Genomic DNA, 21,889 nt, shown 5'->3' on the forward strand with positions numbered 1-21,889 from the left:
GGCCTGCCATCGCATCCGCCAGCCAGGTTTGCAGCGGCAGCTGGGCCGATTTGCCGACCGCACCACCCAAGAGCATCAGGCAGGCCAGTGACAGGGCAGGGGAGCCCTCGGCAAACATGGTTGGCGCACGAACCAGCAGCTCGTGGATATTGAGGGTGCCCAGCTCCCGGTAAAGGATAAAGAGGCCGATGGCGAGGAAGACATCACCCACCCGGGTCACGATAAAGGCCTTGAGGGCCGCCGCGCCGTTGTTGCGATCCTTGTAGTAGAAGCCGATCAGCAGGTAGCTGCACAGCCCCACACCTTCCCAGCCGAGGTAGACAAATAGCAGGTCATCGGCCAGCACCAGAAACAGCATGCTGGCGATAAAGAGGTTGGTGTAGGTGAAGAAGCGGGAGTAGCCCTCTTCCCCGCGCATATACCAAGAGGCGAACAGGTGGATGAAGAAACCCACCCCGGTCACCACCCCCAGCATGGTCAGCGACAGGCCATCCAGTGCCAGAGAGAAGCTCGGGGTAAAGTTGCCCACCGCCATCCATTGCCACAGGCGCTGGACATAGACGCCCCCCTCGGGCGGGTTGCCCAAAAAGTCGATGCCGACCCAGAGTGTGGTGAGGGCCGACAGGCCAATGGAGCCCACCCCGATCAGTGCCGAGGTACGCTCGCCAAACCGGCCGAGGGAGAAGGCCAGCACCAGCCATCCCAGCAGCGGAAATAGAAAAGTCAGATATAAGAGGCTCATCCGCGCATCTCGCTCACAGTGTCCACGTTCAGGGTGTGGTAACGACGATAGAGCAGCAGTAACAGGGCGAGGCCGATACTGGCCTCTGCTGCCGCCAGAGAAATCACCAAGATGTACATGATCTGGCCATCGGCCTGGGCCCAGCGGCTACCCGCCACCACAAACGCCAGTGCCGAGGCATTCATCATGATCTCGATACTCATCAGGATGTAGAGCAGGTTGCGGCGGATCAGCAGACCGCACAAGCCGATGCAGAAGAGCACCGCGGCCAGCAGGAGGCCGTGCTCCATTGGGATTCCATTCATTGCTGACCTCCTTCTTGTGCAGAGCGGGATGCGGAGCGCGGGACGGAGAGCACTTCACCGCTCTTGTCTTCCCGACCCAAGTGATAGGCGGTCACCAGACCGGCCAGCAGCAGGATGGAGGCGAGCTCCACTGCCAGCACATAGGGGCCAAAGAGCTCGACCCCGACCTGCTTGGCGGTCACCTCAGTCACCCCGATAAGGCCCCCGGTCACCCCGAGAATGCCGTGGGCCAGAAAGCCCAGCAGCACCAGCGAGAGCAGGCCAGGGCCTACCCAGGTCATGGGGGTGAGCCAGTTTTTCTCCTGCGTCTGGGCACTCCCCAGGTTCAGCATCATCACCACAAACACGAACAGCACCATGATGGCGCCAGCGTAGACGATCACCTGCAGAGCGCCGGCAAAGGCTGCGCCCAGGCAGAAGAAGATCATGGCCACGGCGATGAGGGAGATGATGAGATTGAGCAGCGCATGCATGGGATTGCTGGTGCTGATCACCCGCAGCGTGCTGTAAATGGCCACCAGGGCCGAGGCATAAAATGCCAGTTCCATGATTGACTCCTCAGGGCAGCAGGCTCTTGACATCGATGGGTTTGGCTTCGTTTTCGGCATCCCCTTTCGGTTTGCCGTCGATGGCCATCCCGCTCATGCGATAGAAGTTGTAGTCCGGGTATTTGCCGGGCCCGCTGATCAGCAGATCCTCCTTCTCGTACACCAGATCCTGGCGGCGATACTCACCCATCTCGAAATCCGGCGTCAGCTGGATAGCGGTAGTGGGGCAAGCCTCTTCGCACAGGCCGCAGAAGATGCAGCGAGAGAAGTTGATGCGAAAGAACTCCGGATACCAGCGACCATCTTCCCGCTCGGATTTTTGCAGCGAGATGCAGCCGACCGGGCAGGCGACCGCGCAGAGGTTGCAGGCTACGCAGCGCTCGTCCCCGTCGGGGTCACGGGTCAGCACGATGCGACCGCGGTAGCGGGGGGCCGCATAGACTGCCTCTTCCGGATAGTTGAGGGTTTCACGGGGCCGCCAGGCATGGGAGAAGACCATGGCCAGACTGCGTAACTGGGTGCCGACACCCTGAATAATGCTAACAATTTTCATATTGAGTGCCTCACTGCGTACTTATCAGTACAACTGCCGCAGTGACCAGCATATTGATCAGGGTCAGCGGCAAGCAGACTTTCCAGCCAAACGACATCACCTGGTCAAAGCGCGGGCGAGGCAGGGAGGCCCGCAGCAGGATGAAGAACACCATGAAACAGGCGGTCTTCAGGGCAAACCAGATGAAGGGGGGCAACCAGGGGCCGTGCCAGCCACCGAAGAAGAGGGTCACGATGAGGGAAGAGACCAGCACGATGCCGATATATTCGCCCACGAAGAAGAGACCCCACTTCATCCCCGCATACTCGATGTGATAGCCGTCGGCGAGCTCCTGCTCGGCTTCCGGCTGATCGAACGGGTGACGGTGGGTAACGGCAACACCGGCAAACAGGAAGGTGACAAAGCCCAGGATCTGGGGCACCACGTTCCACAAGTCTGCCTGTGCCTCGACGATATCCCGCAGGTTGAAACTGCCGGTCTGGATCACAATCCCCATCAGGGATAGCCCGAGAAACACCTCGTAGGAGAGGGTCTGGGCCGAGGCGCGCAAGCTGCCAAGCAGGGAGTATTTGTTGTTGCTCGACCAGCCGGCGAACAGCACCGCATAGACCGCCAGCCCCGCGATGGCCAGGATGTAGAGCAGCCCCACATTGAGATCCGCCACGCCCCAGGTGGGGGTGATGGGCACCACCGCAAACGCCAGAATAAAGGCAGTGAAGGCGATGATGGGGGCCAGGATAAAGATCCGCCGATCAGCGAACGGCGGGATCCAGTCCTCCTTGAAGAACATCTTGATCATGTCGGCGGCCAGCTGGAGCAGGCCAAACGGCCCCACCCGGTTGGGGCCGTAGCGATCCTGCCACAGGGCCAGCAGACGGCGCTCGATGAAGCTCATGAAGGCGCCTGCCCCCACGATCCCCACCAGCACGATCAGTGCCTTGCCCACCTCCAGCAACAGATCGATCAGCGACTCGCTCATGCGATCACCTCCTGCAGGTTAGTGATTGAGGCTTGTTGCAGGGCCGTTGGCAGGCCGTTCACCCCAAGGGGGAGCCCCACCAGACCGGCGCTCAGCTGTGCACTAAGACGCAGGCGCAGTTGCCAGTGGCTACCGCCCCAGGAGAATGAGACCTGACTGCCCCCATGGAGGGCCAGACGCTGTGCATCTGCCGGATTTAGCACCAGCTCGGGTTCGTTCATCCGGGCCTGAATGACCGGGCTGCGGGCCGACAGCTCCTCGCCGCCAAACAGCTGGGCATAATTGACCACCTGCAGTGCCTCTGCGGCCTTGAAGGGGGCGGGGATAGTGGTGAACCAGCCGAGCGGCTCCTTGCCTTCTGCCTGCGGGTCTGTTGCTTCCAACAGACGGCGACCCGGATCGCCAGCACGCAGATGACCACCGACTTCATCCTGGAACTTGTTCCAGGCGGAGGGGGAGTTCCAGCCCGGTGCCCAGGCAAAGGGCACCTGCGGCATGTTCTGGCGGGCACCGGCATACCCTTCCATGGAGAAGTTGAAGGGGGAGTCGGGATCTTGCGCCACCCGTGGCTCGCTGACGTTCTGATCTGCCAGCATGGAGGTGCGACCGCTGTAGCGGTGCGGCTCGCGTGCCAGGCGCATGCCACGGATGCGCAAGCCCGCGTTGGGCGCTGCTTCCAGCATGGTGGCCAGCAGCGGATGGCTGGAGGCGCAAGCGTGGCTGATCTGATCGAAGTTCTGCCAGCGTAGCGGCTTGTGCTCGAGCGCCCCTTGCAGCGCAGCCAGCCAGCGCCACCCTTCACGCACCTGAATGTCGGCGTTGTAGAAGGCGGGCGAATAGACCTGGAAGAAGCGCTGGGCGCGCCCTTCCATATTGACCAGGGTGCCATCGGCCTCGGCAAAACTGGCCGCAGGCAGCACCAGATCAGCCTTGTTGGCGGTCAGGGTCGCCTGATGGTCGATGACCAGCAGGTGCTGCAGCCGGGCCAGCGCTGCGTCCACACGGTTGCGCGGTGCGCGGCGGTAGAGATCGTTCTCCAGAGTGACCAGTGCCAGCCCCTCTTGGGCCTCGATACGCTCAAGGGCAGCTTCAAGCGGCTTGTCTGACAATGTTTGAGCGCCCAGCATGGCCAGACCCAGCGAGTTGGCCTCCTGACCAACCAGCGCGATGCTGGCTTCCAGGCCTCGGCTTTTCAGGGCGCGGGCAATGTTGCTGGCTGCGTCGACCAATGCCACATCGCGGGCACTGGAGCCTGCAATGATGAGCGGCTTTTTGGCGTTGCCCAGCAGCTCGGCCCAGCGAGCCGCTTGTGCCTGCTGCTCGGGACTGAGATCGGTCACGGCCGGTGCGGCCGGGTCGAGCAGATTGGCGATGGCAAAGCCTAGGCGCGCCTGATCGGCGTAAGGAGAGTGCAGTTTGTCGGCAGCTACGTCATCGAGACGGGTGGTGTCGAGACTGGTGATGAGCAGCGGATAGCGCTCGTTCTGACCCAGAGTCTGCACAGCGGCAACCTGCCACAGGTCGACCTTCATTTTGCGGGCCAGCTCGCGGGCCTTGCCCTTGACGGCTTGACGCAGGGCCAGCGCAATTCGAGCCGCACTCATGGTGACATCTTCACCGAGTACCAGAATGGCGTCGGCCTCTTCCATGTCCCGCAGGCTCGGGGTCGGCACGCCACCCTGTTGCAGGATCTGCAGCATCTTCAGCTGACAGGCCCATTCGGCCTGCTCGACGCCTGCGTAGAAGTTGCCTTCACCCACCAGCTCGCGCAGGGCAAAGTTGCTCTCCAGCGAGGCGCGGGGCGAGCCGATGCCGATGAGGCCACTGGCGGTGCGCAGGGCATCGGCGGCGCGGTTGAGGGCGCCATCGACCGTGATGGTCAGCTGGTCGTTGCCATCTTTGAGCAGCGGCTGGCGCGGGCGGTCCGCCAGATTGACGTAGCCATAGCCAAAGCGGCCACGGTCACAGAGGAAGTAGTGGTTGAGGCTGCCGTGGAAGCGGTTCTCGATACGGCGCAGCTCGCCATAACGCTCACCCGGGCTGATGTTGCAGCCCACGGAACATTGCTGGCAGATGCTGGGGGCAAACTGCATGTCCCACTTGCGGTTGTATCGCTCGGAGTGGGTCTTGTCGGTGAAGACGCCGGTGGGGCAGACCTCCACCAGGTTGCCGGAAAATTCGCTCTCCAGCGTGCCATCTTCGACCCGGCCGAAATAGACGTTGTCGTGGGCACCGTAGACCCCGAGATCCTCGCCCCCGGCATAATCCTTGTAATAGCGGACGCAGCGGTAGCAGGCGATGCAGCGGTTCATCTCGTGACCGATGAAGGGGCCCAGCTCCTGATTCTGGTGGGTGCGTTTGGTGAAACGGTAGCGACGGCTGTTGTGGCCGGTCATCACCGTCATGTCCTGCAGGTGGCAGGCGCCGCCCTCTTCGCACACCGGGCAGTCGTGGGGGTGGTTGGTCATCAGCCACTCCACCACGCTCTTGCGAAATTCTTTAGCCTCTTCATCCTCGATGGCGATGTAGCTGCCATCGGTGGCCGGGGTCATGCAGGACATGACCAGACGACCGCGCTTGTCATCGGCATTCTGATACTGTTTCACCGCACACTGGCGGCAGGCGCCAACGCTACCCAGCGCCGGATGCCAGCAGAAATAGGGGACGTCCAGACCCAGCGACAGACAGGCTTGCAACAGGTTATCTGCCCCGTCTACCTCGTACTCTTTGCCGTCTACATAAATGGTTGCCATACAACTTCCCTGAAACCTGTTTTGTGAAATCGGTGGTTCTGTTACCAGCGCTCGCCCAGCAGATTGGGCTGGATCCCTTTGACCGGCTTGCGGTTATCACCGCTGCCTTTGATCCCGGCCTCGAATTCGGAGCGGAAATATTTGATGGCGCTGGCCAGCGGCTCGACGGCGCCCGGTGCGTGGGCGCAGAAGGTCTTGCCCGGGCCAAGGAAGCCGCAGAGTTGTTCCAGAGTCGCCAGATCACCGGATTGCCCTTCGCCACGCTCCAGTGCCCGCAGCAGTTTGACGCTCCAGGGCAGGCCGTCGCGGCAGGGCGTGCACCAGCCGCACGATTCGCGGGCGAAGAACTCTTCCATGTTGCGCAGCAGACTCACCATGCTGATGGAGTCATCCACCGCCATGGCGAGGCCAGTCCCCATCCGGGTGCCTACCTTGCCGATACCGGCGGTATACATCTGGGCATCGAGGTGCTCTGGCAGCAAGAAACCGGTGCCAGCGCCGCCCGGTTGCCAGGCTTTCAGGCGATAGCCGCTCTTCATGCCACCGGCGTAGTTTTCAAACAGCTCGCGGGCGGTGATGCCAAAAGGCAGCTCCCAGACGCCCGGGTTGTTCACCTTGCCGGAGAAGCCCATCAGCTTGGTGCCATGATCTTCCGAGCCCGGCAGCGCCAGCCCGTGATACCAGGCCACCCCGTTGCCGATGATGGCGGGCACGTTGCAGAGGGTTTCGACGTTGTTGACGCAGGTGGGTTTGCCCCAGACACCGGAGACCGCGGGGAAGGGGGGTTTGGCGCGCGGGTTGGCGCGGCGCCCTTCCAGCGAGTTGATCAGCGCCGTCTCTTCACCACAGATGTAGCGACCGGCGCCGGTGTGGACGAACAGCTCGAAGTCAAAGCCGGACCCCAGAATGTTCTTGCCCAGCAGACCGGCGGCCTTGGCTTCTTCCACTGCACGGCGCAGGTGGATGGCGGCATCCACGTATTCGCCGCGCAGAAAGATATATCCGCGATAGGCTTTGAGCGCCCGGGCACTGATGATCATCCCTTCGATCAGCAGATGGGGCAGTTGTTCCATCAGCAGGCGATCTTTCCAGGTGTTGGGCTCCATCTCGTCGGCGTTGCAGAGCAGGTAGCGGATGTTCATGCTCTCGTCTTTGGGCATCAGCCCCCACTTCACGCCAGTGGGGAAGCCCGCGCCGCCACGTCCCTTGAGACCGGCATCCTTGACGGTGTTGACGATATCAAGAGGACTCATCTGGCCGAGCGCCTTGCGGGCGGCTTCATAGCCCTGTTTGGCCTGATACTCCTCCAGCCACACCGGCTGACCGTCATCCCGCAGCCGCCAGGTGAGCGGGTGGGTTTCGGCCGCACGCGGGGTGCGGTTGGCGGTGCCAAGAGAGGCGAGGATCTTGTTCTGCGGCAGGCTCATGGGTAAGCCTCCAGGGTTTTCAGCAATGTCACCGGATCGAGGCCGCCATAGGTGTCGTCATCGATCATGATGGCAGGCCCCTTGTCGCAGTTGCCAAGGCAGCAGACCGGCAGCAGGGTGAAGCGGCCATCGGGGGTGGTTTGACCGGGGGCAAGGTTCATCACCTCCTTGAGACCGGCCATCAGCTCTTCATGGCCATTGATGTAGCAGACCATGCTGTCGCAGACGCGGATGATGTGGCGCCCTACCGGCTGGCGGAAGATCTGGCTATAGAAGGTGGCTACCCCCTCCACGTCGCTGGCAGGAATGCCGAGCTCGGCCGCGATGGCGTGAATGGCGCCGTCGGGTACCCAGCCTCTGGCCTGCTGCACGATCTTGAGCGCTTCAATACTGGCGGCGCGGGGATCTTCGTAGTGGTGTTTCTCGTGTTCGATGGCATCGCGTTCAGCCTGGCTCAGAACGAAGTCGCTCTGTTTGCTGCTGCATGCCCCTTGCCCCTGTGGGGTCTGATTATTGTGACACTGACATTGCTGGCTCATGACTTGACCTTTGGTGGCTTGTCCTTTTACTGCTCGTCCGGCGATCCCAATTCCCGGCCATGGCCGGGAGGCGGGATCACTTAACGGTCCACATCCGACATAACGAAATCGATACTGCCCAGATAGACGATGAGGTCCGACACCATGCTGCCCTTGATCACCGAGGGGATCTGCTGCAGGTGAGCAAAGCTCGGGGTGCGGATCCGGGTCCGGTAGCTCATGGTTGAGCCATCGCTGGTCAGGTAGTAACTGTTGACGCCCTTGGTCGCCTCAATCATCTGGAACGATTCGGCTGCCGGCATGACCGGGCCCCAAGACACTTGCAGGAAGTGGTTGATCAGGGTCTCGATGTGCTGCAGCGTGCGCTCTTTGGGCGGCGGAGTGGTCAGCGGGTGATCCGCCTTGAATGGCCCCTCCGGCATGTTCTTCATGCACTGCTCGATGATGGAGAGGCTTTGGCGGATCTCCTCGATGCGAACGGTGGCGCGATCATAGGCATCGCCGTTGCTGCCGACCGGCACTTCGAAGTCGAATTGATCGTAACCGGAGTAGGGACGCCACTTGCGCACGTCGAAGTTGAGGCCGGTGGCGCGCAAGCCTGCACCCGTAGTGCCCCAGGCCAGTGCCTGTTCGGTGGTGTAGGCGGAGACCCCGATAGTACGACCACGCAGAATGCTGTTGCGCATCGCGGCTTTCTCGTAATCCATCAGCCGCTTGGGCAGCCAGCTCAGCAGGTTGTCCTGGATCAGACGTTGCCATCCGTTGGGCAGGTCGTGGGCAACACCGCCGATGCGGAACCAAGCCGGATGCATGCGGGCGCCGGTGATCGCTTCGATGATGGTGTAGATCTTCTGCCGGTCGGTGAAGGTGAAGAAGACCGGCGTCATGGCCCCCACGTCCTGGATATAGGTACCGAGGAACAGCAGGTGGCTCTGGATGCGGAACAGCTCCGCCATCATCACCCGGATCATGTCGACCCGCTGCGGTACCTTGATGCCAGCCAGCTTCTCGACCGCCAGCACATAGGGGAGGTTGTTCATCACCCCGCCCAGATACTCGACCCGGTCGGTATAGGGGATATAGCTGTGCCAGGACTGGCGCTCGCCCATCTTCTCGGCACCGCGATGGTGGTAGCCGATGTCGGGCACGCAGTTGCGGATCTCCTCGCCATCGAGCTGCAACACCAGCCGGAAGGCGCCGTGGGCAGAGGGGTGGTTGGGGCCGAGGTTGAGGAACATGTAGTCCTCGTTCTCGTTGCCGCGGGCCAGACCCCACTCTTCCGGTTTGAACAGCAGGTTCTCCTGCTCCATGTCCTGCTTGGCAGCATCGAGCATGAAGGGATCGAATTCGGTGGCACGCGCCGGGTAATCCTTGCGCAGCGGGTGACCCTGCCAGCTCTTGGGCATCATGATGCGGGTCAGGTGAGGGTGCCCATCGAAGGTGATGCCCATCAGATCCCACACTTCCCGCTCGTACCAGTTGGCATTGGGGAAGTGGTTGGTGATGGTGGGCAGATGCAGGTCACTTTCGGCCAGCGCTACTTTCAACATCACATCGGCGTTACGGTCGATGGAGATGAGGTGATAGAAGACGGTGAAGTCGCTCTGGGGCAGACCGTCGCGATGGCTGCGCAGCCGCTCGTCGGTGGCGCTGAGATCAAACAGCATCACAAACGGGGAGGGCACCTTGCGCAAAAAGCCCATCACATCCTGCAGCAGTTCGCGGGGAAGCCAGACTACTGGCACGCCGGTGCGCGTGGTCTGCACGGTGAAGTGCTCGGCCCCGAAGTGGGCAAACAGTTCGCCAATGACTTTGGCATCCTGGTGGTCGCTGGGCTGCCACTGAGCCATGGCGTAATTGCTGGGAAAATCACGAGTCAGTTTCATGGTCAGATCTCATCCGGCGTGCGCAGGTTGGTCACATTGATCCGTTCGCCGCGCTTGCGCTCTTTTTCGGCCTGCATCTGGGGACGGTAGATCCCCTGATCGCCCACCACCCAGGAGAGAGGGCGGCGCTCTTTGCCGATGGAGTCCTGCAGCAGCATCAGGGCTTGCAAAAAGGCTTCGGGACGGGGCGGGCAACCCGGAATGTAGACGTCGACCGGCAGGAACTTGTCCACTCCCTGAACTACGGAATAGATGTCATACATGCCGCCGGAGTTGGCACAGGCGCCCATGGAGATCACCCACTTGGGTTCGAGCAGCTGTTCATACAGGCGCTGGATGACCGGCGCCATTTTGATGAAGGGGGTCCCTGCAATCACCATGAAATCGGCCTGACGCGGCGAGGCACGGATAACTTCGGCGCCGAAGCGGGCCACATCGTGGGGGGAGGTGAAGGCGGTACACATCTCTACGTAGCAGCAGGAGATACCGAAGTTGTAAGGCCAGAGGGAGTTTTTACGGCCCCAGTTGACTGTGTCTTGCAGCACCTCCTCGAGACGGCCCATCATGATGCCGCGCGTCGCTTCTTGCGCCAGTGGGTCATCGACGGTCTGGCGCTGCTCCTGGGGGTAGCGCTCAACGGGTGCATCCGGGTCAATCCGGGTCAGGGTGTACTTCATGGTGCAACCTCAAGGAAAGGGTCTAGGGTTCAATCAGTTTTTTTATCGTTCAGCTGCTGCTTGCGTGGCGACCAATCCAAGGCTCCGATGCGCCACAGGTAGATAAGGCCGATGAGCAGCAAACCGATGAAAATGGTGGCTTCAATAAAGCCGACCCAGCCACTTTCCCGAACGGAGACAGACCAGGCGAAGAGATAGAGCGCCTCGACATCGAAGATGACGAAGAACATGGCGACCAGATAAAACTTGGCGGAGAAGCGCAGGCGGGCACTGCCAACTGAATCGATACCGGATTCGAAGGGTCTGTTTTTGGTGCGACCGTAGGCGCGTCCACCGAGCAAAGCGGCAAGTCCAATCATCCCCAAGCAGATACAGATGGCTGCGATGATATAGATAGCAAACGCCCAATGTTGAACAGCAATATCAGCAAACATATAGGTTTTCCCTAACCGAATTAATCACGCAATGTAACAATGATGTCACGCATTATGACACTTTCATACTGATTTACATGTCGTTTTTAGGGATTAATTATTAATCGGTTAACCAGAAATTAAATTCTGTTAAGGAGTTCACTTTTATTTAGCAAAAACGGCTGAAACGGAATCTTTCCGGCAAGTTTGTGGTGGCGATATTTTCACCAGCGCGTCCAATGGACGCAAAGTGTTCACCGCGTTTCCTATCTAAATGGCCATTGAGTATAGGAATGCAGGGGAGTGCAGGGAATTCGGGTAAATAGCAGATATATGAACGTGACCCAGCCCCGAAGCAGTTTCGGGGGGGGCCGTTCACAGGTTTGGAAGACGATCAGGGTTTGAGCAGAGGGAGTGATTGTTCAGCTGCTTTCCCTTGGGAGAGGGTGATTTCGACCCGGCGGTTGGCCTGGCGGTGCTCCGCCGAATCATTGGCATAGCGGGGCTGGGTGTCGGCAACCCCTTGGGCGATGACACGTTTGGCATCCAGCTTGGGGTTGCCAAGCAGGGTTTGCACGATAGATGAGGCTCTCAAGACCGAGAGTTCCCAATTGTTACGGTAGAGCTCCACCGGCGCCTGAGAGTCATCGGTATGACCGGTGACCACCACTTCCCCGGGGATATCAGCCAGGATGCCGGAGATCTTGCTGACCAGCGGCACGAACTGGGGTTGCAGAAACGCCGAATCGGCCGGGAACAGCGCCTTCTCTCCAATGCGGATCACCAGCTGGCTGCCAAGTTGCTCGACTTCCAGATCCTTGGATTCGATCTGTGCCTTCAGTTGCTGCTCCAGCTTCTGTTTGCTCACCTGTACCCACTCCTGCTCCTTGGTTTTGTGGGGCCAGGATTCGGTGGCACTCGGTTTCTCTGATGCTCCAATGGTCTCATTGAAGGGGTCTGAGGCCGCCATGGGGGCATCTTTTTCCAGCACCGTCTCTTTCTTGGGGCTGCTGGGTGTCGTTTTCGATTCTGGTTCAAGAATACCGGTGCCACCCTGCATCACCGGTGAACCTGCTGGCGGCGAAACCAGACCTATTTTACCCAATGACTCGATAAAGCCCTGGATCAGTACCCGGGTCTCGGATTGCTTGGCCATGGCAAAGGAGTAGAGCACCACGAACAGGGCAAACAGCAGGGTCATGAAGTCGGCATAGGAGACCAGCCAGCGTTCGTGGTTCTCCGGTGCTTCAGCCTTTTTCTTTTTCGCCACCATGACCTCCCAGATAAGGTTCGAGGGTAACTTGTAGTCTGGCCTGTGACTCACCATCCACGATGCAGAGAATGCCGGTGAGGGTCATCTCCTTGTAGTGGCGGATTTGATGGGCGAAGGCTTTATAGCGGTTACCGAATGGCAAAAACAGCAGGTTGGCGGCGGATACCCCGTAGATGGTGGCGATAAAGGCCACCGCGATGGCGCCACCCAGCTTGTCCGGCGCATCCAGCAGGCCCATGGCGTGGATCAGACCAAACACCGCGCCGACGATCCCCATGGTCGGGCAGTAGCCCCCCATGGCTTCATAGAATTTGACCGTCTGCTCGAGATCTTCCTGCTCAAATTCGATCTCGTTTTCCAGCACCTCGTGGATCTTGGTCTTCTCATAGCCATCGACCATCATCTGTACCCCCTTTTTCAAAAAGGGATCCTTGATCTCTTCGATCATACCTTCGAGAGCCAGCATACCGCTGCGGCGGGCATTACCCGCGAGGGTCTCCAGCAGTTGTGCCTGCTCCAGCATGTCGAGCTTGAGTGGGGCCAACAACCACTTGAAGCGTTTGAGCGTGCTACCGACGACGGAGAAGGGGAACTGGGTCAAGGCGGCCCCGATAGTACCGCCGATAACGATAAGGAAAGCTGGCAAGTCGAGTAGTGCACTGGGGTGGCCACCCTCAATCATGTTGCCGCCAAGGATGGCGATTAACGCCAGCGCCAAGCCGATTAAGCTCATTTTTTACACATCCCTGAATGTTGATAATGGCTAGTGTAGCTACTTAAGTATCAGTTTTTCAAAATGATATCCAATCTGTGAGCAATAAATAAGAGTGGTGTTCTGATAAGCCGTTGTCCTGTGATTGCGATGGCTTGAAAGGCAAGCAGTCATGACAGGTTTCGCTAACAGCCTCGTTAATACAAAACTCAATGACATTGGGAGATGGAGAGGTCGGGCCAGCCGAGGGTGTTGACTGAGCGCGGGGCAGGTAGCAGACGTTTCATCACGAACGGGGTGAGGAGGGCATGATTTGCCACTGCGTGGCTCACCTTTGGGGGCGGCCGTTGGCTGTTCATCGCAGCAAGCTGTTCTGCGCGCCCCGGCGAGGGCTCTCCCCTTATCATAAGGGTTTGGTCTGCATAGGTGTTTGCGTTTGCCGGAAAGCAAAAAAACCGACCCTGAGGTCGGTTTTTTAAATTTGGCGGTGAGGGAGGGATTCGAACCCTCGATACGTTGCCGTATACACACTTTCCAGGCGTGCTCCTTCAGCCACTCGGACACCTCACCAAATTTTGGTCTGTGGTTTAACGTGTTCAGCCAACACGTTGTTCACTGCGCTGTTGCGCTGGAACGGGGCGTAATTTAGGGGAAAGGGCTGTGTGGGTCAACCTATTTTCCCCTTATTTTTCATAATCTTTTCTGAATGCCTAACCCTTGCGCAAAATGCCGGTTTTTTAAACCGGATCAGGGCTTGTCGAGGATGATCAGCGTGTCCGGCAGCTCGTTTTGATCCCGGGTTGCCGGGAAGGCATCGGTCAGAATGGCGCTGACGCGCTCCACGCACTCCAGAAACCCCTGTTCGACCTCCTTGTTGCGCACTCGTGCCACGAAGTCGTAGATGATCTCCTGCCACTGACCATTATCGATATGCTGGGCGATGCCGTCATCCACCAGTATTTCTACATAGTGCTCGGCGGCCGAGACGAAGATCAGCACCCCGAGTCGGTCGCGGGTGCGGTGCAGCCCCTGCTCGACAAATTGCAGGCGGGCCATCAGGGCCGCCCTGTGCTGGCGAACCTTCTTCGGGATCAGCCGCATCTTGATGGGGGTCCAGTGGAACAGCAGGCTCAGCAGCAGCCAGACTGACCACTGCACCAGCAGGATCTCGTACCAGCCGAGCCAGAAGCCGAGCTGGAATACCAGCAGGGGAGTGAGCATGGCCAGCAGCGCTGCCCAGAGGGTGGGAATGTAGCGGTACCCATCACTGGCCGGGGCCAGCACGGTGACCAGTTCAGCATCAGTCTCTAGCTCCGCTTCGCGCACCTTGGCCTGAAGCGTGTGGAAGAACTGTTTAGAAATCATGATTTGTCTCTTTACTCCTGTTACCAGCCACCGGAGGCTCCGCCGCCGCCAAAACTGCCGCCACCACCGCTGAATCCGCCGCCAGAGCGACCACCAAAGGAGCCGGCACCAAATCCACCGGCCATGTAGGCTGCCCGACGTCGTCCCCCCGACCCACCGCCACCACCGCGCAGGTTGTGGAGCACGATCATCGCAATCACCATCAGAACAAACAGCCAGAAACCACCGGACTTATCATCTTTTGGTTGATCGACCGGCTGATACTCTCCGGCGAGTGCCTTCATGATGCTCTGGCTGCCCGCCATGATCCCGGCCACCATATCGCCGCGCTTGAAGGCAGGCAGGATGCGACCATGGATGATGTTGGCGGCGATGGCGTCGGGCAGGGCGCCCTCCAGCCCGTATCCCACCTCGATCCGCACCTTGCGCTCATCCTGGGCGATCAGCAACAGCACGCCATTGTTCTTGCCCTTCTGGCCGATCTCCCAGTGGCGGCCCAGCTGATAGCCATACTCTTCGATGGTCTCGCCCTGCAAGCTGTCAACGGAGACCACCACCAGCTGGATACCGCTGCGTTTTTCAAAGGCGGCCAGCTGTTGGGTCAGTTGATGGGCCTGTTTACGGGACATCAGCGCTGCCTCGTCCACCACCCGTCCGCTCAGGGCCGGAAAATTCGGCGCGGCCTGCAGCACCGCCGTCCAGATCAGCAGAAAAGGGAGCAATGCACGCAGCATCATCTTCATTGGAAGCTGACCTTGGGCGCCTCATCGGCACCGGGTTTGGCACTGAAACTGGGTTTGGCTTCCAGATCCGAGTAGAGCATCTTGTGCCAGATCACTCCGGGGAAGGTGCGAATCTCGGTATTGAACAGGCGCACTGCCTCGATATAGTCGCGGCGGGCCACCGAGATACGGTTTTCGGTGCCTTCCAGCTGAGCTTGCAGGGTCAGGAACTGCTGATCCGCTTTCAGCTCGGGGTAGCGCTCTACCACTACCATCAGGCGGGAGAGGGCGCTGGAGAGCTGGTTCTGCGCCGCTTCAAACTCCTTGAGCTGGGCAGGATTGCTCACCTGCACGCTGCCGACCCGGGCGCGGGCATCGGTGACCGCCTTGAGGGTCTCCTGCTCATGGCTGGCGTAGCCCTTGATGGTTGCCACCAGATTGGGGATGAGATCGGCGCGGCGTTGATACTGGTTCTCCACCTGTCCCCAGCTCGCCTTGACCTGCTCATCCAGGGTCGGAATGTTGTTCATGCCGCAGCCAGTCAAGCTCAGCAGCAGGGTCAGGGTCAACAGGCTCTGCGTGGTTCTGCGCCAGAGTGATGTGGCCATCTTGTTGTTCTCCTTTGAAATGTCGAGCGATAGAGCACTGCCACTGGGTCGGCAGTGCGCTACCAAATAGCGCACCACCATACCAGCTTGGGGTCAGTTGCCACAACGCGCAGGAAGTATTGGTGGTTTGTTGATGCCGGATACCTTGGGCAGCTGGGGCTTGTCCTTGAGCCAGGAGGCCAGCTCTTCCCCGCAGCCGTTGCCGGGAGGAATGGGGGCCTGGGGCTCGCAATCGGGGCTGCCCACCGGGCAGCGTAGCCGCACATGGAAGTGGCTGAAGTGGCCCACCCAGGGGCGCAGCTTGGCGACCCAGGGCTCATCGCCCGCTTGCTTGCACACTTCGGCCTTGATCACCGGATTGACAAAAATGCGGGCCACATCGGGTTTGCTGGCGGCCAGCCGTAGCAGGGTGAGCTGCTGCGGGCCAAAGCGCCCCGGCAACATCTTGTAGCTGGGTTCGTCGATCAGCGCCCACTCCTTGGGAGCATCCTGCTCCCATTTGCTAATGGGGCGGTTGGCCATGCGAAACCAGATATCGGCGTCGAGCCCGGTCTGGTGGCTGCGATGGCCGGAAGTAAAGGGGCCGCCACGGGCCATCGCCAGATCGGCGATGTAAAGATCCGGCAGCCCGGCCATGCGGGTCTGGTTGGCCAGCGCCTGCAGGTAGCGGATAAGGTCGGGGTGGCCGTAGTAGCGCAGCCGCTTGGTGCGGATCACCTGATAACCCGGCCCTTCGAGGGGCAGGGATACGCCGTTTTTCAGGCAACCGGCGGCATAACCGCCGATGGCTTCCGCTTGCAATACGGTCGCCAGCAACAGGGACGTCAGCATGTGCGTGCTCCTTGTCTTGCTTCGAGTCGGCTCAGCAGCACGAACAGACTCAAACATATCGATAAATAGGCCGCCGCCACCAGCAGCCAGATCTCGTAGATCAGTCCGCTCGAGTTGGCCATCTCGGTGCCGACAAAGGTGAGCTCCTGCACCGAGATAAGGGAAACGATGGCGGTATCCTTCACCAGCGCGATGAGCTGACCGGTGAGGGGGGGCAGCATCAGCAGCATGGCCTGCGGCAGGATCACCCGGCGCAGCCGCACCCAGGGGGAGAGCCCAAGGCTCTGCGCCGCTTCCCACTGACCACGGGGGATGGCGGCCAGCCCGGCGCGGACGATCTCGGCGACGAAGGCGGCGCTGATCATCCCCACACAGAGGGTGCCTGAGATGAGGTTTTCCCAGCGGGCTGGTGGGCCAAACAGCGCCTCTTGCCACGGGGAGAGCGATACGGTGCCGAGCCAGCGGGAGAGGCCGCTCGCGGGCAGCAGCTGGTTGGCGATAAAAAAGTAGAAGATGAAGATAAAGACCAGCGGTGGCAGATTGCGGATCAGCTGGATAAACAGGGTCGCGGGCATCACCAGCCAGGGGCGGCGGCTGAAGGCGGCCACCCCCAGCCCAGTGCCGAGCAGCAGCGCCAGCACCATGCCGAGCAGGGCGATGCGCAAGGTAGTGAGCAGACCGCCGAAAAAGTAGGGCAACTCGCCGTGAGGGCCGGGGGTGAACAGCAGTTCGAAGGCCTCATGCCAGCGCCACTGATAGGCCACCCCGATGTGCAAGCGGCTGGCCAGCCAGAGGCCAGACAGCAGCAGGATCAGCGCGATCACCCCATCCAGCCAGTTGATGTTCCGAAATGGCTCCCGGACTATGCGCCGGATGGTCTGTTTGAGGGCTATCAGCATCAGGGATTGGCGACCTGCGCTTCCCACGCCAGCGATTTGAACCAGTAGTCATGGCGCGCCTTGAGCCAGCCATCGGCCTGACGGGCGGCGATCCACTCGTTGAACTGTTCAGCCAAGGCATCATCCCCCTTGCGCAGGGCAAACCCTTCACTCCCCTCTGCCAGCGGTTTGGCAAATGGCATAAAGAGGGCATCCGGGTGGCGCAGCGCTTCTTGCTCGGGTTTCGGTGAGGAGGAGAGGGCGCCGTGGGCGCGGCCGTTCAGCACCTCCTGAAATACCTGTGACTCGTCATCGAACTGGCGCAGGGTGGCTTTGGGGAAGTGCTCTTTGGCTACCTGTACCGGCGAGGCGCCACGACGTACCGCCAGGATCACCCCGCGCTTGTTGAAGTCCGCCACGGTTTTCTTCTCTTTGGCCAGGGCACTGGAGGCGGCCAGCTGCACCCCGGAGTGGGAGTAGGCCTGGGTGAAGCGCACGCTCTTCTCCCGCTCGGGGGTGATGGTGAGGCCACCGATGATGACGTCATATTTTTTTGCCAGCAGGGAGGGGATGATGCCATCCCAGGCGGTAGGCACGAACTCCACTTGCCAGCCGCTGTCGGTGGCAAGGCGACGGGCCACGTCAATCTCGAAACCAATCAGGGCCCCCTGCTTGTCGCGCATCGCCCAGGGGGCGAAGGTGGACATGCCGACCCGCAGGGTACCGCTCTGCTCGATCTGCGCCTGTGTGGATGATGCCTCTTCTGCCTGAGCCTGGGTAAGCAGCGCAGGGGCAAACAGGGCGGTAGTCAACAGCAGGGCTGCGCCCGACAGGGCGGTCTTGAATGATAAATTCATGGTTAGCGTCCTTGTTGGTCCGGATTCAGGTGACGGGCCAGCGCCCGTGAACAGGCTGACAGCGTCAGGGTTAACAGCAAATAGAGGGCGGCCACGGTAAACCACACCTCAAAGGTCAGAAACGTATCGGCAACCAGAGTACGCCCTTCGTTGGTCAGATCGAAGATGGCGATCACACTCACCAACGCCGAATGTTTGATAAGCGACACCAGCTCGTTGGTGAGCGGCGGCAAGGTGATGCGCACCAGCTGGGGCAGGATCACCTTGCGCAGGGTGATGGTTCGCGACAAGCCAAGCGAGCGGGCCGCCTCCCACTGACCTTTGGGAATGGCCTGGAGCCCTGCGCGCAACACTTCGGCGGTGAAGGCCCCCTGATAGAGAGAGAGGCTCAACACGGCGCAGGCAAGGGGGGCCAGCCCCAGCATGGGGCCCAGCAAGAAATAGAGAATATAGAGCTGCACCAGCTGGGGCGTGGTACGCACCAGCGCCAGATAGGCGATGGCGAGCCAGGGGCCAAAACGGGAGGGGAGCAGCCGCAGGCTGACCACGCACACTCCGACCGCCAGAGTGCCCAACAGACTGAGCAGTGCCACCTGCAGGGTGACCAGCAGGCCGTTTAGCAGGGGGCCTGCATAAAAGGTTCCCTCATCCCATTCGCCGAGAAAGGGCAACACTCGCGGCCACTGCCACTCATAACCCATCTGGCGAGCGCCGCTATAGAGCGCCCAGCCGAGTAGCGCAGAGAGCACCACAGTGCCTGACAGCCAGCCAAGCAGGCGGGGGCTGTTGAGCCTAGCCATGATAGCTGAGCACCTGTTCGAGGAAGGCTTGGGTGCGCGGGTGCTGCGGGGCGCTGAACAGCTGGGCGGGCGGGGCCGACTCGATGATCTTCCCCTCGTCCATAAAGAGCACTCGATCTGCCACCTGACGGGCAAAGCCCATCTCGTGAGTGACGCAGATAAGGGTCATTCCCTCGTCAGCCAACTCGCGGATCACATCGAGCACTTCGCGGATCATCTCGGGGTCGAGGGCGGAGGTGGGCTCGTCAAACAGCATCAGCTCGGGTTGCATGCAGAGAGAGCGGGCGATGGCGACCCGCTGCTGCTGGCCGCCGGAGAGCTGATGGGGGTACTTGTCGGCCTGTGCCTGAATGCGCACCCGCTCGAGTAGCCCGAGCGCCCGGGCTCTGGCTTCCTGGGGGCGCAACCCCAGGGTATGCACCGGCGCCACCATCAGGTTCTCCAGCACCGTCATATGGGGGAAGAGGTTGAACTGCTGAAACACCATGCCGACCCGACCTTGCAGACGGCGCAGGTAGGCGGGGGTCACCGGCTCGCCAAACAGGAACAGCTGGCCGCCGTCGATCCCCTCCAGCCCGTTGATGGTGCGGATTAGCGTCGATTTGCCGGAGCCTGATGGGCCACAGATAACCCACTTCTCTCCCCGTTCAATGGTGAGATCGATGTGATGAAGAGCCTGAAAGTCGCCATAGAATTTGTCGACGCCACAAAAGCGCACACAGGGTTGCGAGCTGGTCAAGAAGCGGGTTCCACTGAGAATCATTTACGCCATGGTATTGATTTTATAGGGGGATGACAAAGAAAACCCCCTTGTCAGTATCCTGATGCCTATTCACAATGGCGCCATTTCGTGATGACAGGAGCTTTTCATGCGTATTACATCCTTGCTTGCCGGTTCACAGGTGCAGCTGTTGATGCCGCCAGCGGTTCGCTATCGCTGCGTCATTTTTCTACTGTTGCTGGTGAGTTGGGGCGTGGTAGCGGCCTCCTTGTGGGATGGCTGGGGCTCCATGACCCTGCTCAACTGGGTGGGCGTGGTGTTTGGTGGCATCACCGGGATCATGGTGTCGTTGCCCCGCAGTTGGCAGCCCTGGCGCCTGGCGGAGCTGGGATGGGATGGGCAGCATATCTATCTGCTCAATGGCAACAAGGATGAGGCACTGGCGCTGCCCCGCCGTCAGCTGGTGGCGCTCGAGCGGGAGCGGCGAGTGGGCCATGACGGCCAGTGGCTCGACTTCAGCCTCGATCTGCAACTGAGTGAAGAGGAGCTGGCGGCGGCCATGGCCTTGCTGGATCTCAAGGCGGGGGAGCTGCATCTGGTGAGCCCGTCGGTTTATCGCTTCGGCTTTAAACGGGCCTGGCACGGTCGCCGGGTGCTGGCGCAACGGTTGTCAGATCTGCAATCGGCCTGAGTCGACTATTTTCTCGACAATTCCCGGCAAAGCTCAGATACTGCCAGTGACTCGAATTGATCTTGTCTGCACTGTTAACCCAAGAGATCAATCACTTGACGACAGTGTGGGGAAGGCCACGGCATGAAGCCATGGCAGGTCCGGCATAGGGGTTGTGCCCTTACCGTTATGCTGGGAATTGCATAGAGAAGGCACCTTGAATCGAGAGTGGATGGCATGAAGATTTACGTAGGAAATCTGTCGTACCGGATGACGGCCGACGAACTGAAAACCCTGTTCAGCCAGTTTGGACAGGTCGACAAGGTTGATATCATCATCGACCGCGATACCGGCCAGTCAAAGGGGTTTGGTTTTATTGAAATGCCGGTCAATGGTGATGCCGAAAAGGCCATCGCTGGTCTGCATGGCACTGAAGTCGGTGGCCGTACCATCACCGTCAACCAGGCCAAACCGAAGACAGATGCTCCCCGTGGTCGCCCGCAACAGCGCCACCGCTAAGGTGCCTCGGCAATGAAAAACGGCATGGGTTTCCCCCATGCCGTTTTTGTTTCTGGACGTTTTGCTGTTATCAGGGGACGTCGTAACCGAGCGCCGCCTTGCGGATGCGGAACCACTGCTGGCGGTTGAGCTCGATGGATTCGGCGGCCACGGCGGCAGCAATCCGCTCCCGCTTGCCGGAGCCAATCAATGGCAGCGGTTGGCTCGGTAGCATCATCACCCAGGCGTAGACAACCTGTTCGATAGTCTGGGCGCCGACTTCTAGGCGGATCTGCTCCAGTTCGGCGCGCAGCGGGGCATAGGCATCATCGCTGAACAGTCGGCCGCCACCGAGGCATGACCAGGCCATCGGCTTGATGCCAAGCTGCTGGCACTGATCCAGGGTGCCATCGAGGGTCCCGTCCTGATGCAGCGGCGAGATCTCCAGCTGGTTGGTGACCAGCGGGAAGGGGAGGCGCGATTGCAGTAGTTCGAACTGACGGGCGGTGAAGTTGGATACCCCGGCGTGCTTGATCTTGCCCGCCTGTTTCAGGGTGATAAAGGCGTCGGCCACTTCATCGGCGTTCATCAGGGGATCCGGGCGGTGGATCAGCAGCAGGTCCAGATGGTCGGTGCCGAGCTTGCGCAGCGAGGCCTCGGCACTGGCGATGATATGGCCCTTGCCGGTGTTGTAGTGGTTGAGGGCATGCTCCGGCTTGGCGGTGAGGGCGATGCCACATTTGCTGACGATCTCCATCCGATCGCGCAGGGAAGGTTCGAGGCGCAGGGCGTGACCAAAGGCCTCTTCGCACTGATAGCCACCATAGATATCGGCGTGATCGATGGTGGTGACCCCCAGATCCAGATGATATTTCATCAGATCGAGCAGAGCGGTCGGGGAGAGCTGCCACTCCATCAGGCGCCAGTAACCCATGATGAGACGAGAGAAGGTGGGGCCTTGCGGGTGCAGGGCGACACGGGATACAGACATGGTTGACTCCTTTACAAACGAGATGCGAAAACGATGTGCAATATAGATGACTGCGGGCATCTTGGCCCCATGTGGCTGGCAAAGCAATAATGGGCAGTGGCATGATTCGAACTTTGGTTCTGACCGCAGAGTTGGGGAGAG

24 protein-coding genes and 1 tRNA gene are annotated in these 21,889 nt (G+C 60.3%); 2 read left to right on the top strand and 23 right to left on the bottom strand.

From position 1 onward, the window contains the following. From LD28_RS0114180 to LD28_RS0114285, 22 genes are all read right to left on the bottom strand, one after another. Window positions 1–742: proton-conducting transporter transmembrane domain-containing protein (locus tag LD28_RS0114180; RefSeq protein WP_033137609.1), on the bottom strand; the 742-nt coding region annotated here is incomplete at its 3' end. Next, a complete protein-coding gene (gene nuoK / locus LD28_RS0114185) occupies window positions 739–1,047 on the bottom strand; it encodes an NADH-quinone oxidoreductase subunit NuoK (protein ID WP_005337247.1) in 309 nt (102 codons plus the stop codon). The genes LD28_RS0114180 and nuoK, both read right to left, overlap by 4 nt. After that, window positions 1,044–1,595 carry an NADH-quinone oxidoreductase subunit J gene (gene nuoJ, locus LD28_RS0114190; RefSeq protein ID WP_033137610.1) on the bottom strand — a complete coding sequence of 184 codons (552 nt, stop codon included), beginning with the start codon at window positions 1,593–1,595 and terminating at the stop codon, window positions 1,044–1,046. Before nuoJ ends, nuoK begins: the two co-directional genes overlap by 4 nt. A 10-nt stretch (window positions 1,596–1,605) precedes the next feature. Then, window positions 1,606–2,148, bottom strand: a complete 543-nt coding sequence (nuoI, locus tag LD28_RS0114195; protein ID WP_033137611.1) for an NADH-quinone oxidoreductase subunit NuoI — start codon at window positions 2,146–2,148, stop codon at window positions 1,606–1,608. A 10-nt stretch (window positions 2,149–2,158) separates the two neighbouring features. Then, complete coding sequence (nuoH, locus tag LD28_RS0114200) at window positions 2,159–3,127, bottom strand: NADH-quinone oxidoreductase subunit NuoH (RefSeq protein WP_005344904.1); 969 nt, start codon at window positions 3,125–3,127, stop codon at window positions 2,159–2,161. Continuing rightward, window positions 3,124–5,880, bottom strand: a complete 2,757-nt coding sequence (gene nuoG, locus LD28_RS0114205; protein ID WP_033137612.1) for an NADH-quinone oxidoreductase subunit NuoG — start codon at window positions 5,878–5,880, stop codon at window positions 3,124–3,126. The genes nuoH and nuoG overlap by 4 nt, the downstream gene beginning before the upstream one ends. Window positions 5,881–5,921: 41 nt before the next feature. Continuing rightward, window positions 5,922–7,307 (bottom strand): NADH-quinone oxidoreductase subunit NuoF, encoded by a 1,386-nt coding sequence (gene nuoF, locus LD28_RS0114210; RefSeq protein WP_033137613.1) that lies wholly within the window; start codon window positions 7,305–7,307, stop codon window positions 5,922–5,924. Next, a complete protein-coding gene (nuoE, locus tag LD28_RS0114215) occupies window positions 7,304–7,846 on the bottom strand; it encodes an NADH-quinone oxidoreductase subunit NuoE (RefSeq protein ID WP_033137614.1) in 543 nt (180 codons plus the stop codon). The genes nuoF and nuoE overlap by 4 nt, the downstream gene beginning before the upstream one ends. A gap of 80 nt (window positions 7,847–7,926) precedes the next feature. Next, window positions 7,927–9,732, bottom strand: coding sequence for an NADH-quinone oxidoreductase subunit C/D (nuoC, locus tag LD28_RS0114220; RefSeq protein WP_033137615.1), 1,806 nt, complete (start codon window positions 9,730–9,732; stop codon window positions 7,927–7,929). Between the two features lie 2 nt (window positions 9,733–9,734). Then, window positions 9,735–10,409, bottom strand: a complete 675-nt coding sequence (locus LD28_RS0114225) for a NuoB/complex I 20 kDa subunit family protein (RefSeq protein WP_005344917.1) — start codon at window positions 10,407–10,409, stop codon at window positions 9,735–9,737. Between the two features lie 29 nt (window positions 10,410–10,438). Beyond that, window positions 10,439–10,843 (bottom strand): NADH-quinone oxidoreductase subunit A, encoded by a 405-nt coding sequence (gene ndhC, locus LD28_RS0114230; RefSeq protein ID WP_033137616.1) that lies wholly within the window; start codon window positions 10,841–10,843, stop codon window positions 10,439–10,441. Between the two features lie 373 nt (window positions 10,844–11,216). Beyond that, window positions 11,217–12,095, bottom strand: a complete 879-nt coding sequence (locus LD28_RS0114235) for a flagellar motor protein MotB (protein ID WP_033137617.1) — start codon at window positions 12,093–12,095, stop codon at window positions 11,217–11,219. Further along, window positions 12,070–12,828 (bottom strand): flagellar motor protein, encoded by a 759-nt coding sequence (locus tag LD28_RS0114240; RefSeq protein ID WP_033137618.1) that lies wholly within the window; start codon window positions 12,826–12,828, stop codon window positions 12,070–12,072. Before LD28_RS0114240 ends, LD28_RS0114235 begins: the two co-directional genes overlap by 26 nt. Window positions 12,829–13,289: 461 nt before the next feature. Beyond that, window positions 13,290–13,377: transfer RNA gene (locus tag LD28_RS0114245), tRNA-Ser, on the bottom strand. A 177-nt stretch (window positions 13,378–13,554) separates the two neighbouring features. Beyond that, the gene (locus tag LD28_RS0114250; protein ID WP_033137619.1) at window positions 13,555–14,172 is read right to left on the bottom strand and encodes a TPM domain-containing protein; all 618 of its coding nucleotides are present in this window, start codon (window positions 14,170–14,172) and stop codon (window positions 13,555–13,557) included. Window positions 14,173–14,192: 20 nt separating this feature from the next. Beyond that, window positions 14,193–14,915: a TPM domain-containing protein gene (locus LD28_RS0114255; protein WP_033137620.1), complete on the bottom strand. Its 723-nt coding sequence runs from the start codon at window positions 14,913–14,915 to the stop codon at window positions 14,193–14,195. After that, window positions 14,912–15,502, bottom strand: coding sequence for a LemA family protein (locus tag LD28_RS0114260; RefSeq protein ID WP_033137621.1), 591 nt, complete (start codon window positions 15,500–15,502; stop codon window positions 14,912–14,914). Before LD28_RS0114260 ends, LD28_RS0114255 begins: the two co-directional genes overlap by 4 nt. Window positions 15,503–15,595: 93 nt before the next feature. Next, window positions 15,596–16,333 carry a penicillin-insensitive murein endopeptidase gene (gene mepA / locus LD28_RS0114265; protein ID WP_033137622.1) on the bottom strand — a complete coding sequence of 246 codons (738 nt, stop codon included), beginning with the start codon at window positions 16,331–16,333 and terminating at the stop codon, window positions 15,596–15,598. Beyond that, entirely contained in the window at window positions 16,327–17,232 is a 906-nt protein-coding gene (locus LD28_RS0114270) for an amino acid ABC transporter permease (RefSeq protein ID WP_033137623.1), read from the bottom strand. The genes mepA and LD28_RS0114270 overlap by 7 nt, the downstream gene beginning before the upstream one ends. Beyond that, window positions 17,232–18,068, bottom strand: coding sequence for a transporter substrate-binding domain-containing protein (locus LD28_RS0114275; RefSeq protein ID WP_033137624.1), 837 nt, complete (start codon window positions 18,066–18,068; stop codon window positions 17,232–17,234). The genes LD28_RS0114270 and LD28_RS0114275 overlap by 1 nt, the downstream gene beginning before the upstream one ends. Window positions 18,069–18,070: 2 nt before the next feature. Further along, on the bottom strand, window positions 18,071–18,868 hold the full coding sequence (locus tag LD28_RS0114280; protein ID WP_033137625.1) for an amino acid ABC transporter permease: 798 nt from the start codon (window positions 18,866–18,868) through the stop codon (window positions 18,071–18,073). Continuing rightward, the gene (locus LD28_RS0114285; protein WP_050514338.1) at window positions 18,861–19,631 is read right to left on the bottom strand and encodes an amino acid ABC transporter ATP-binding protein; all 771 of its coding nucleotides are present in this window, start codon (window positions 19,629–19,631) and stop codon (window positions 18,861–18,863) included. Before LD28_RS0114285 ends, LD28_RS0114280 begins: the two co-directional genes overlap by 8 nt. A 106-nt stretch (window positions 19,632–19,737) precedes the next feature. Here LD28_RS0114285 and LD28_RS0114290 point away from each other — a divergent pair, with 106 nt between their 5' ends. Next, window positions 19,738–20,280, top strand: a complete 543-nt coding sequence (locus tag LD28_RS0114290) for a hypothetical protein (protein ID WP_033137626.1) — start codon at window positions 19,738–19,740, stop codon at window positions 20,278–20,280. A gap of 216 nt (window positions 20,281–20,496) precedes the next feature. Beyond that, window positions 20,497–20,778, top strand: coding sequence for an RNA recognition motif domain-containing protein (locus LD28_RS0114295; RefSeq protein WP_005337180.1), 282 nt, complete (start codon window positions 20,497–20,499; stop codon window positions 20,776–20,778). A gap of 70 nt (window positions 20,779–20,848) precedes the next feature. Here the strand turns inward: LD28_RS0114295 and LD28_RS0114300 are convergent, their stop codons facing one another. Next, window positions 20,849–21,748: an aldo/keto reductase gene (locus tag LD28_RS0114300; RefSeq protein ID WP_033137627.1), complete on the bottom strand. Its 900-nt coding sequence runs from the start codon at window positions 21,746–21,748 to the stop codon at window positions 20,849–20,851. Window positions 21,749–21,889 lie beyond the last annotated feature (141 nt).

The sequence above is a fragment of the Aeromonas finlandensis genome, from assembly GCF_000764645.1.
Classification (GTDB): Bacteria; Pseudomonadota; Gammaproteobacteria; order Enterobacterales; family Aeromonadaceae; genus Aeromonas; species Aeromonas finlandensis.

What these genes read in the sequence shown, in the direction of transcription:
- nuoE (WP_033137614.1), bottom strand. Translation starts at nt 7,846, where the DNA reads ATGAGCCAGCAATGTCAGTGTCACAATAATCAGACCCCACAGGGGCAA.
- LD28_RS0114260 (WP_033137621.1), bottom strand. Translation starts at nt 15,502, where the DNA reads ATGGCCACATCACTCTGGCGCAGAACCACGCAGAGCCTGTTGACCCTG.
- LD28_RS0114240 (WP_033137618.1), bottom strand. Translation starts at nt 12,828, where the DNA reads ATGAGCTTAATCGGCTTGGCGCTGGCGTTAATCGCCATCCTTGGCGGC.
- LD28_RS0114290 (WP_033137626.1), top strand. Translation starts at nt 19,738, where the DNA reads ATGCGTATTACATCCTTGCTTGCCGGTTCACAGGTGCAGCTGTTGATG.
- LD28_RS0114235 (WP_033137617.1), bottom strand. Translation starts at nt 12,095, where the DNA reads ATGGTGGCGAAAAAGAAAAAGGCTGAAGCACCGGAGAACCACGAACGC.
- LD28_RS0114285 (WP_050514338.1), bottom strand. Translation starts at nt 19,631, where the DNA reads ATGATTCTCAGTGGAACCCGCTTCTTGACCAGCTCGCAACCCTGTGTG.
- LD28_RS0114275 (WP_033137624.1), bottom strand. Translation starts at nt 18,068, where the DNA reads ATGAATTTATCATTCAAGACCGCCCTGTCGGGCGCAGCCCTGCTGTTG.
- LD28_RS0114255 (WP_033137620.1), bottom strand. Translation starts at nt 14,915, where the DNA reads ATGAAGATGATGCTGCGTGCATTGCTCCCTTTTCTGCTGATCTGGACG.
- LD28_RS0114280 (WP_033137625.1), bottom strand. Translation starts at nt 18,868, where the DNA reads ATGGCTAGGCTCAACAGCCCCCGCCTGCTTGGCTGGCTGTCAGGCACT.
- LD28_RS0114250 (WP_033137619.1), bottom strand. Translation starts at nt 14,172, where the DNA reads ATGATTTCTAAACAGTTCTTCCACACGCTTCAGGCCAAGGTGCGCGAA.
- LD28_RS0114270 (WP_033137623.1), bottom strand. Translation starts at nt 17,232, where the DNA reads ATGCTGATAGCCCTCAAACAGACCATCCGGCGCATAGTCCGGGAGCCA.
- nuoI (WP_033137611.1), bottom strand. Translation starts at nt 2,148, where the DNA reads ATGAAAATTGTTAGCATTATTCAGGGTGTCGGCACCCAGTTACGCAGT.
- ndhC (WP_033137616.1), bottom strand. Translation starts at nt 10,843, where the DNA reads ATGTTTGCTGATATTGCTGTTCAACATTGGGCGTTTGCTATCTATATC.
- nuoK (WP_005337247.1), bottom strand. Translation starts at nt 1,047, where the DNA reads ATGAATGGAATCCCAATGGAGCACGGCCTCCTGCTGGCCGCGGTGCTC.
- LD28_RS0114225 (WP_005344917.1), bottom strand. Translation starts at nt 10,409, where the DNA reads ATGAAGTACACCCTGACCCGGATTGACCCGGATGCACCCGTTGAGCGC.
- nuoH (WP_005344904.1), bottom strand. Translation starts at nt 3,127, where the DNA reads ATGAGCGAGTCGCTGATCGATCTGTTGCTGGAGGTGGGCAAGGCACTG.
- nuoF (WP_033137613.1), bottom strand. Translation starts at nt 7,307, where the DNA reads ATGAGCCTGCCGCAGAACAAGATCCTCGCCTCTCTTGGCACCGCCAAC.
- nuoC (WP_033137615.1), bottom strand. Translation starts at nt 9,732, where the DNA reads ATGAAACTGACTCGTGATTTTCCCAGCAATTACGCCATGGCTCAGTGG.
- LD28_RS0114300 (WP_033137627.1), bottom strand. Translation starts at nt 21,748, where the DNA reads ATGTCTGTATCCCGTGTCGCCCTGCACCCGCAAGGCCCCACCTTCTCT.
- mepA (WP_033137622.1), bottom strand. Translation starts at nt 16,333, where the DNA reads ATGCTGACGTCCCTGTTGCTGGCGACCGTATTGCAAGCGGAAGCCATC.
- nuoG (WP_033137612.1), bottom strand. Translation starts at nt 5,880, where the DNA reads ATGGCAACCATTTATGTAGACGGCAAAGAGTACGAGGTAGACGGGGCA.
- nuoJ (WP_033137610.1), bottom strand. Translation starts at nt 1,595, where the DNA reads ATGGAACTGGCATTTTATGCCTCGGCCCTGGTGGCCATTTACAGCACG.
- LD28_RS0114295 (WP_005337180.1), top strand. Translation starts at nt 20,497, where the DNA reads ATGAAGATTTACGTAGGAAATCTGTCGTACCGGATGACGGCCGACGAA.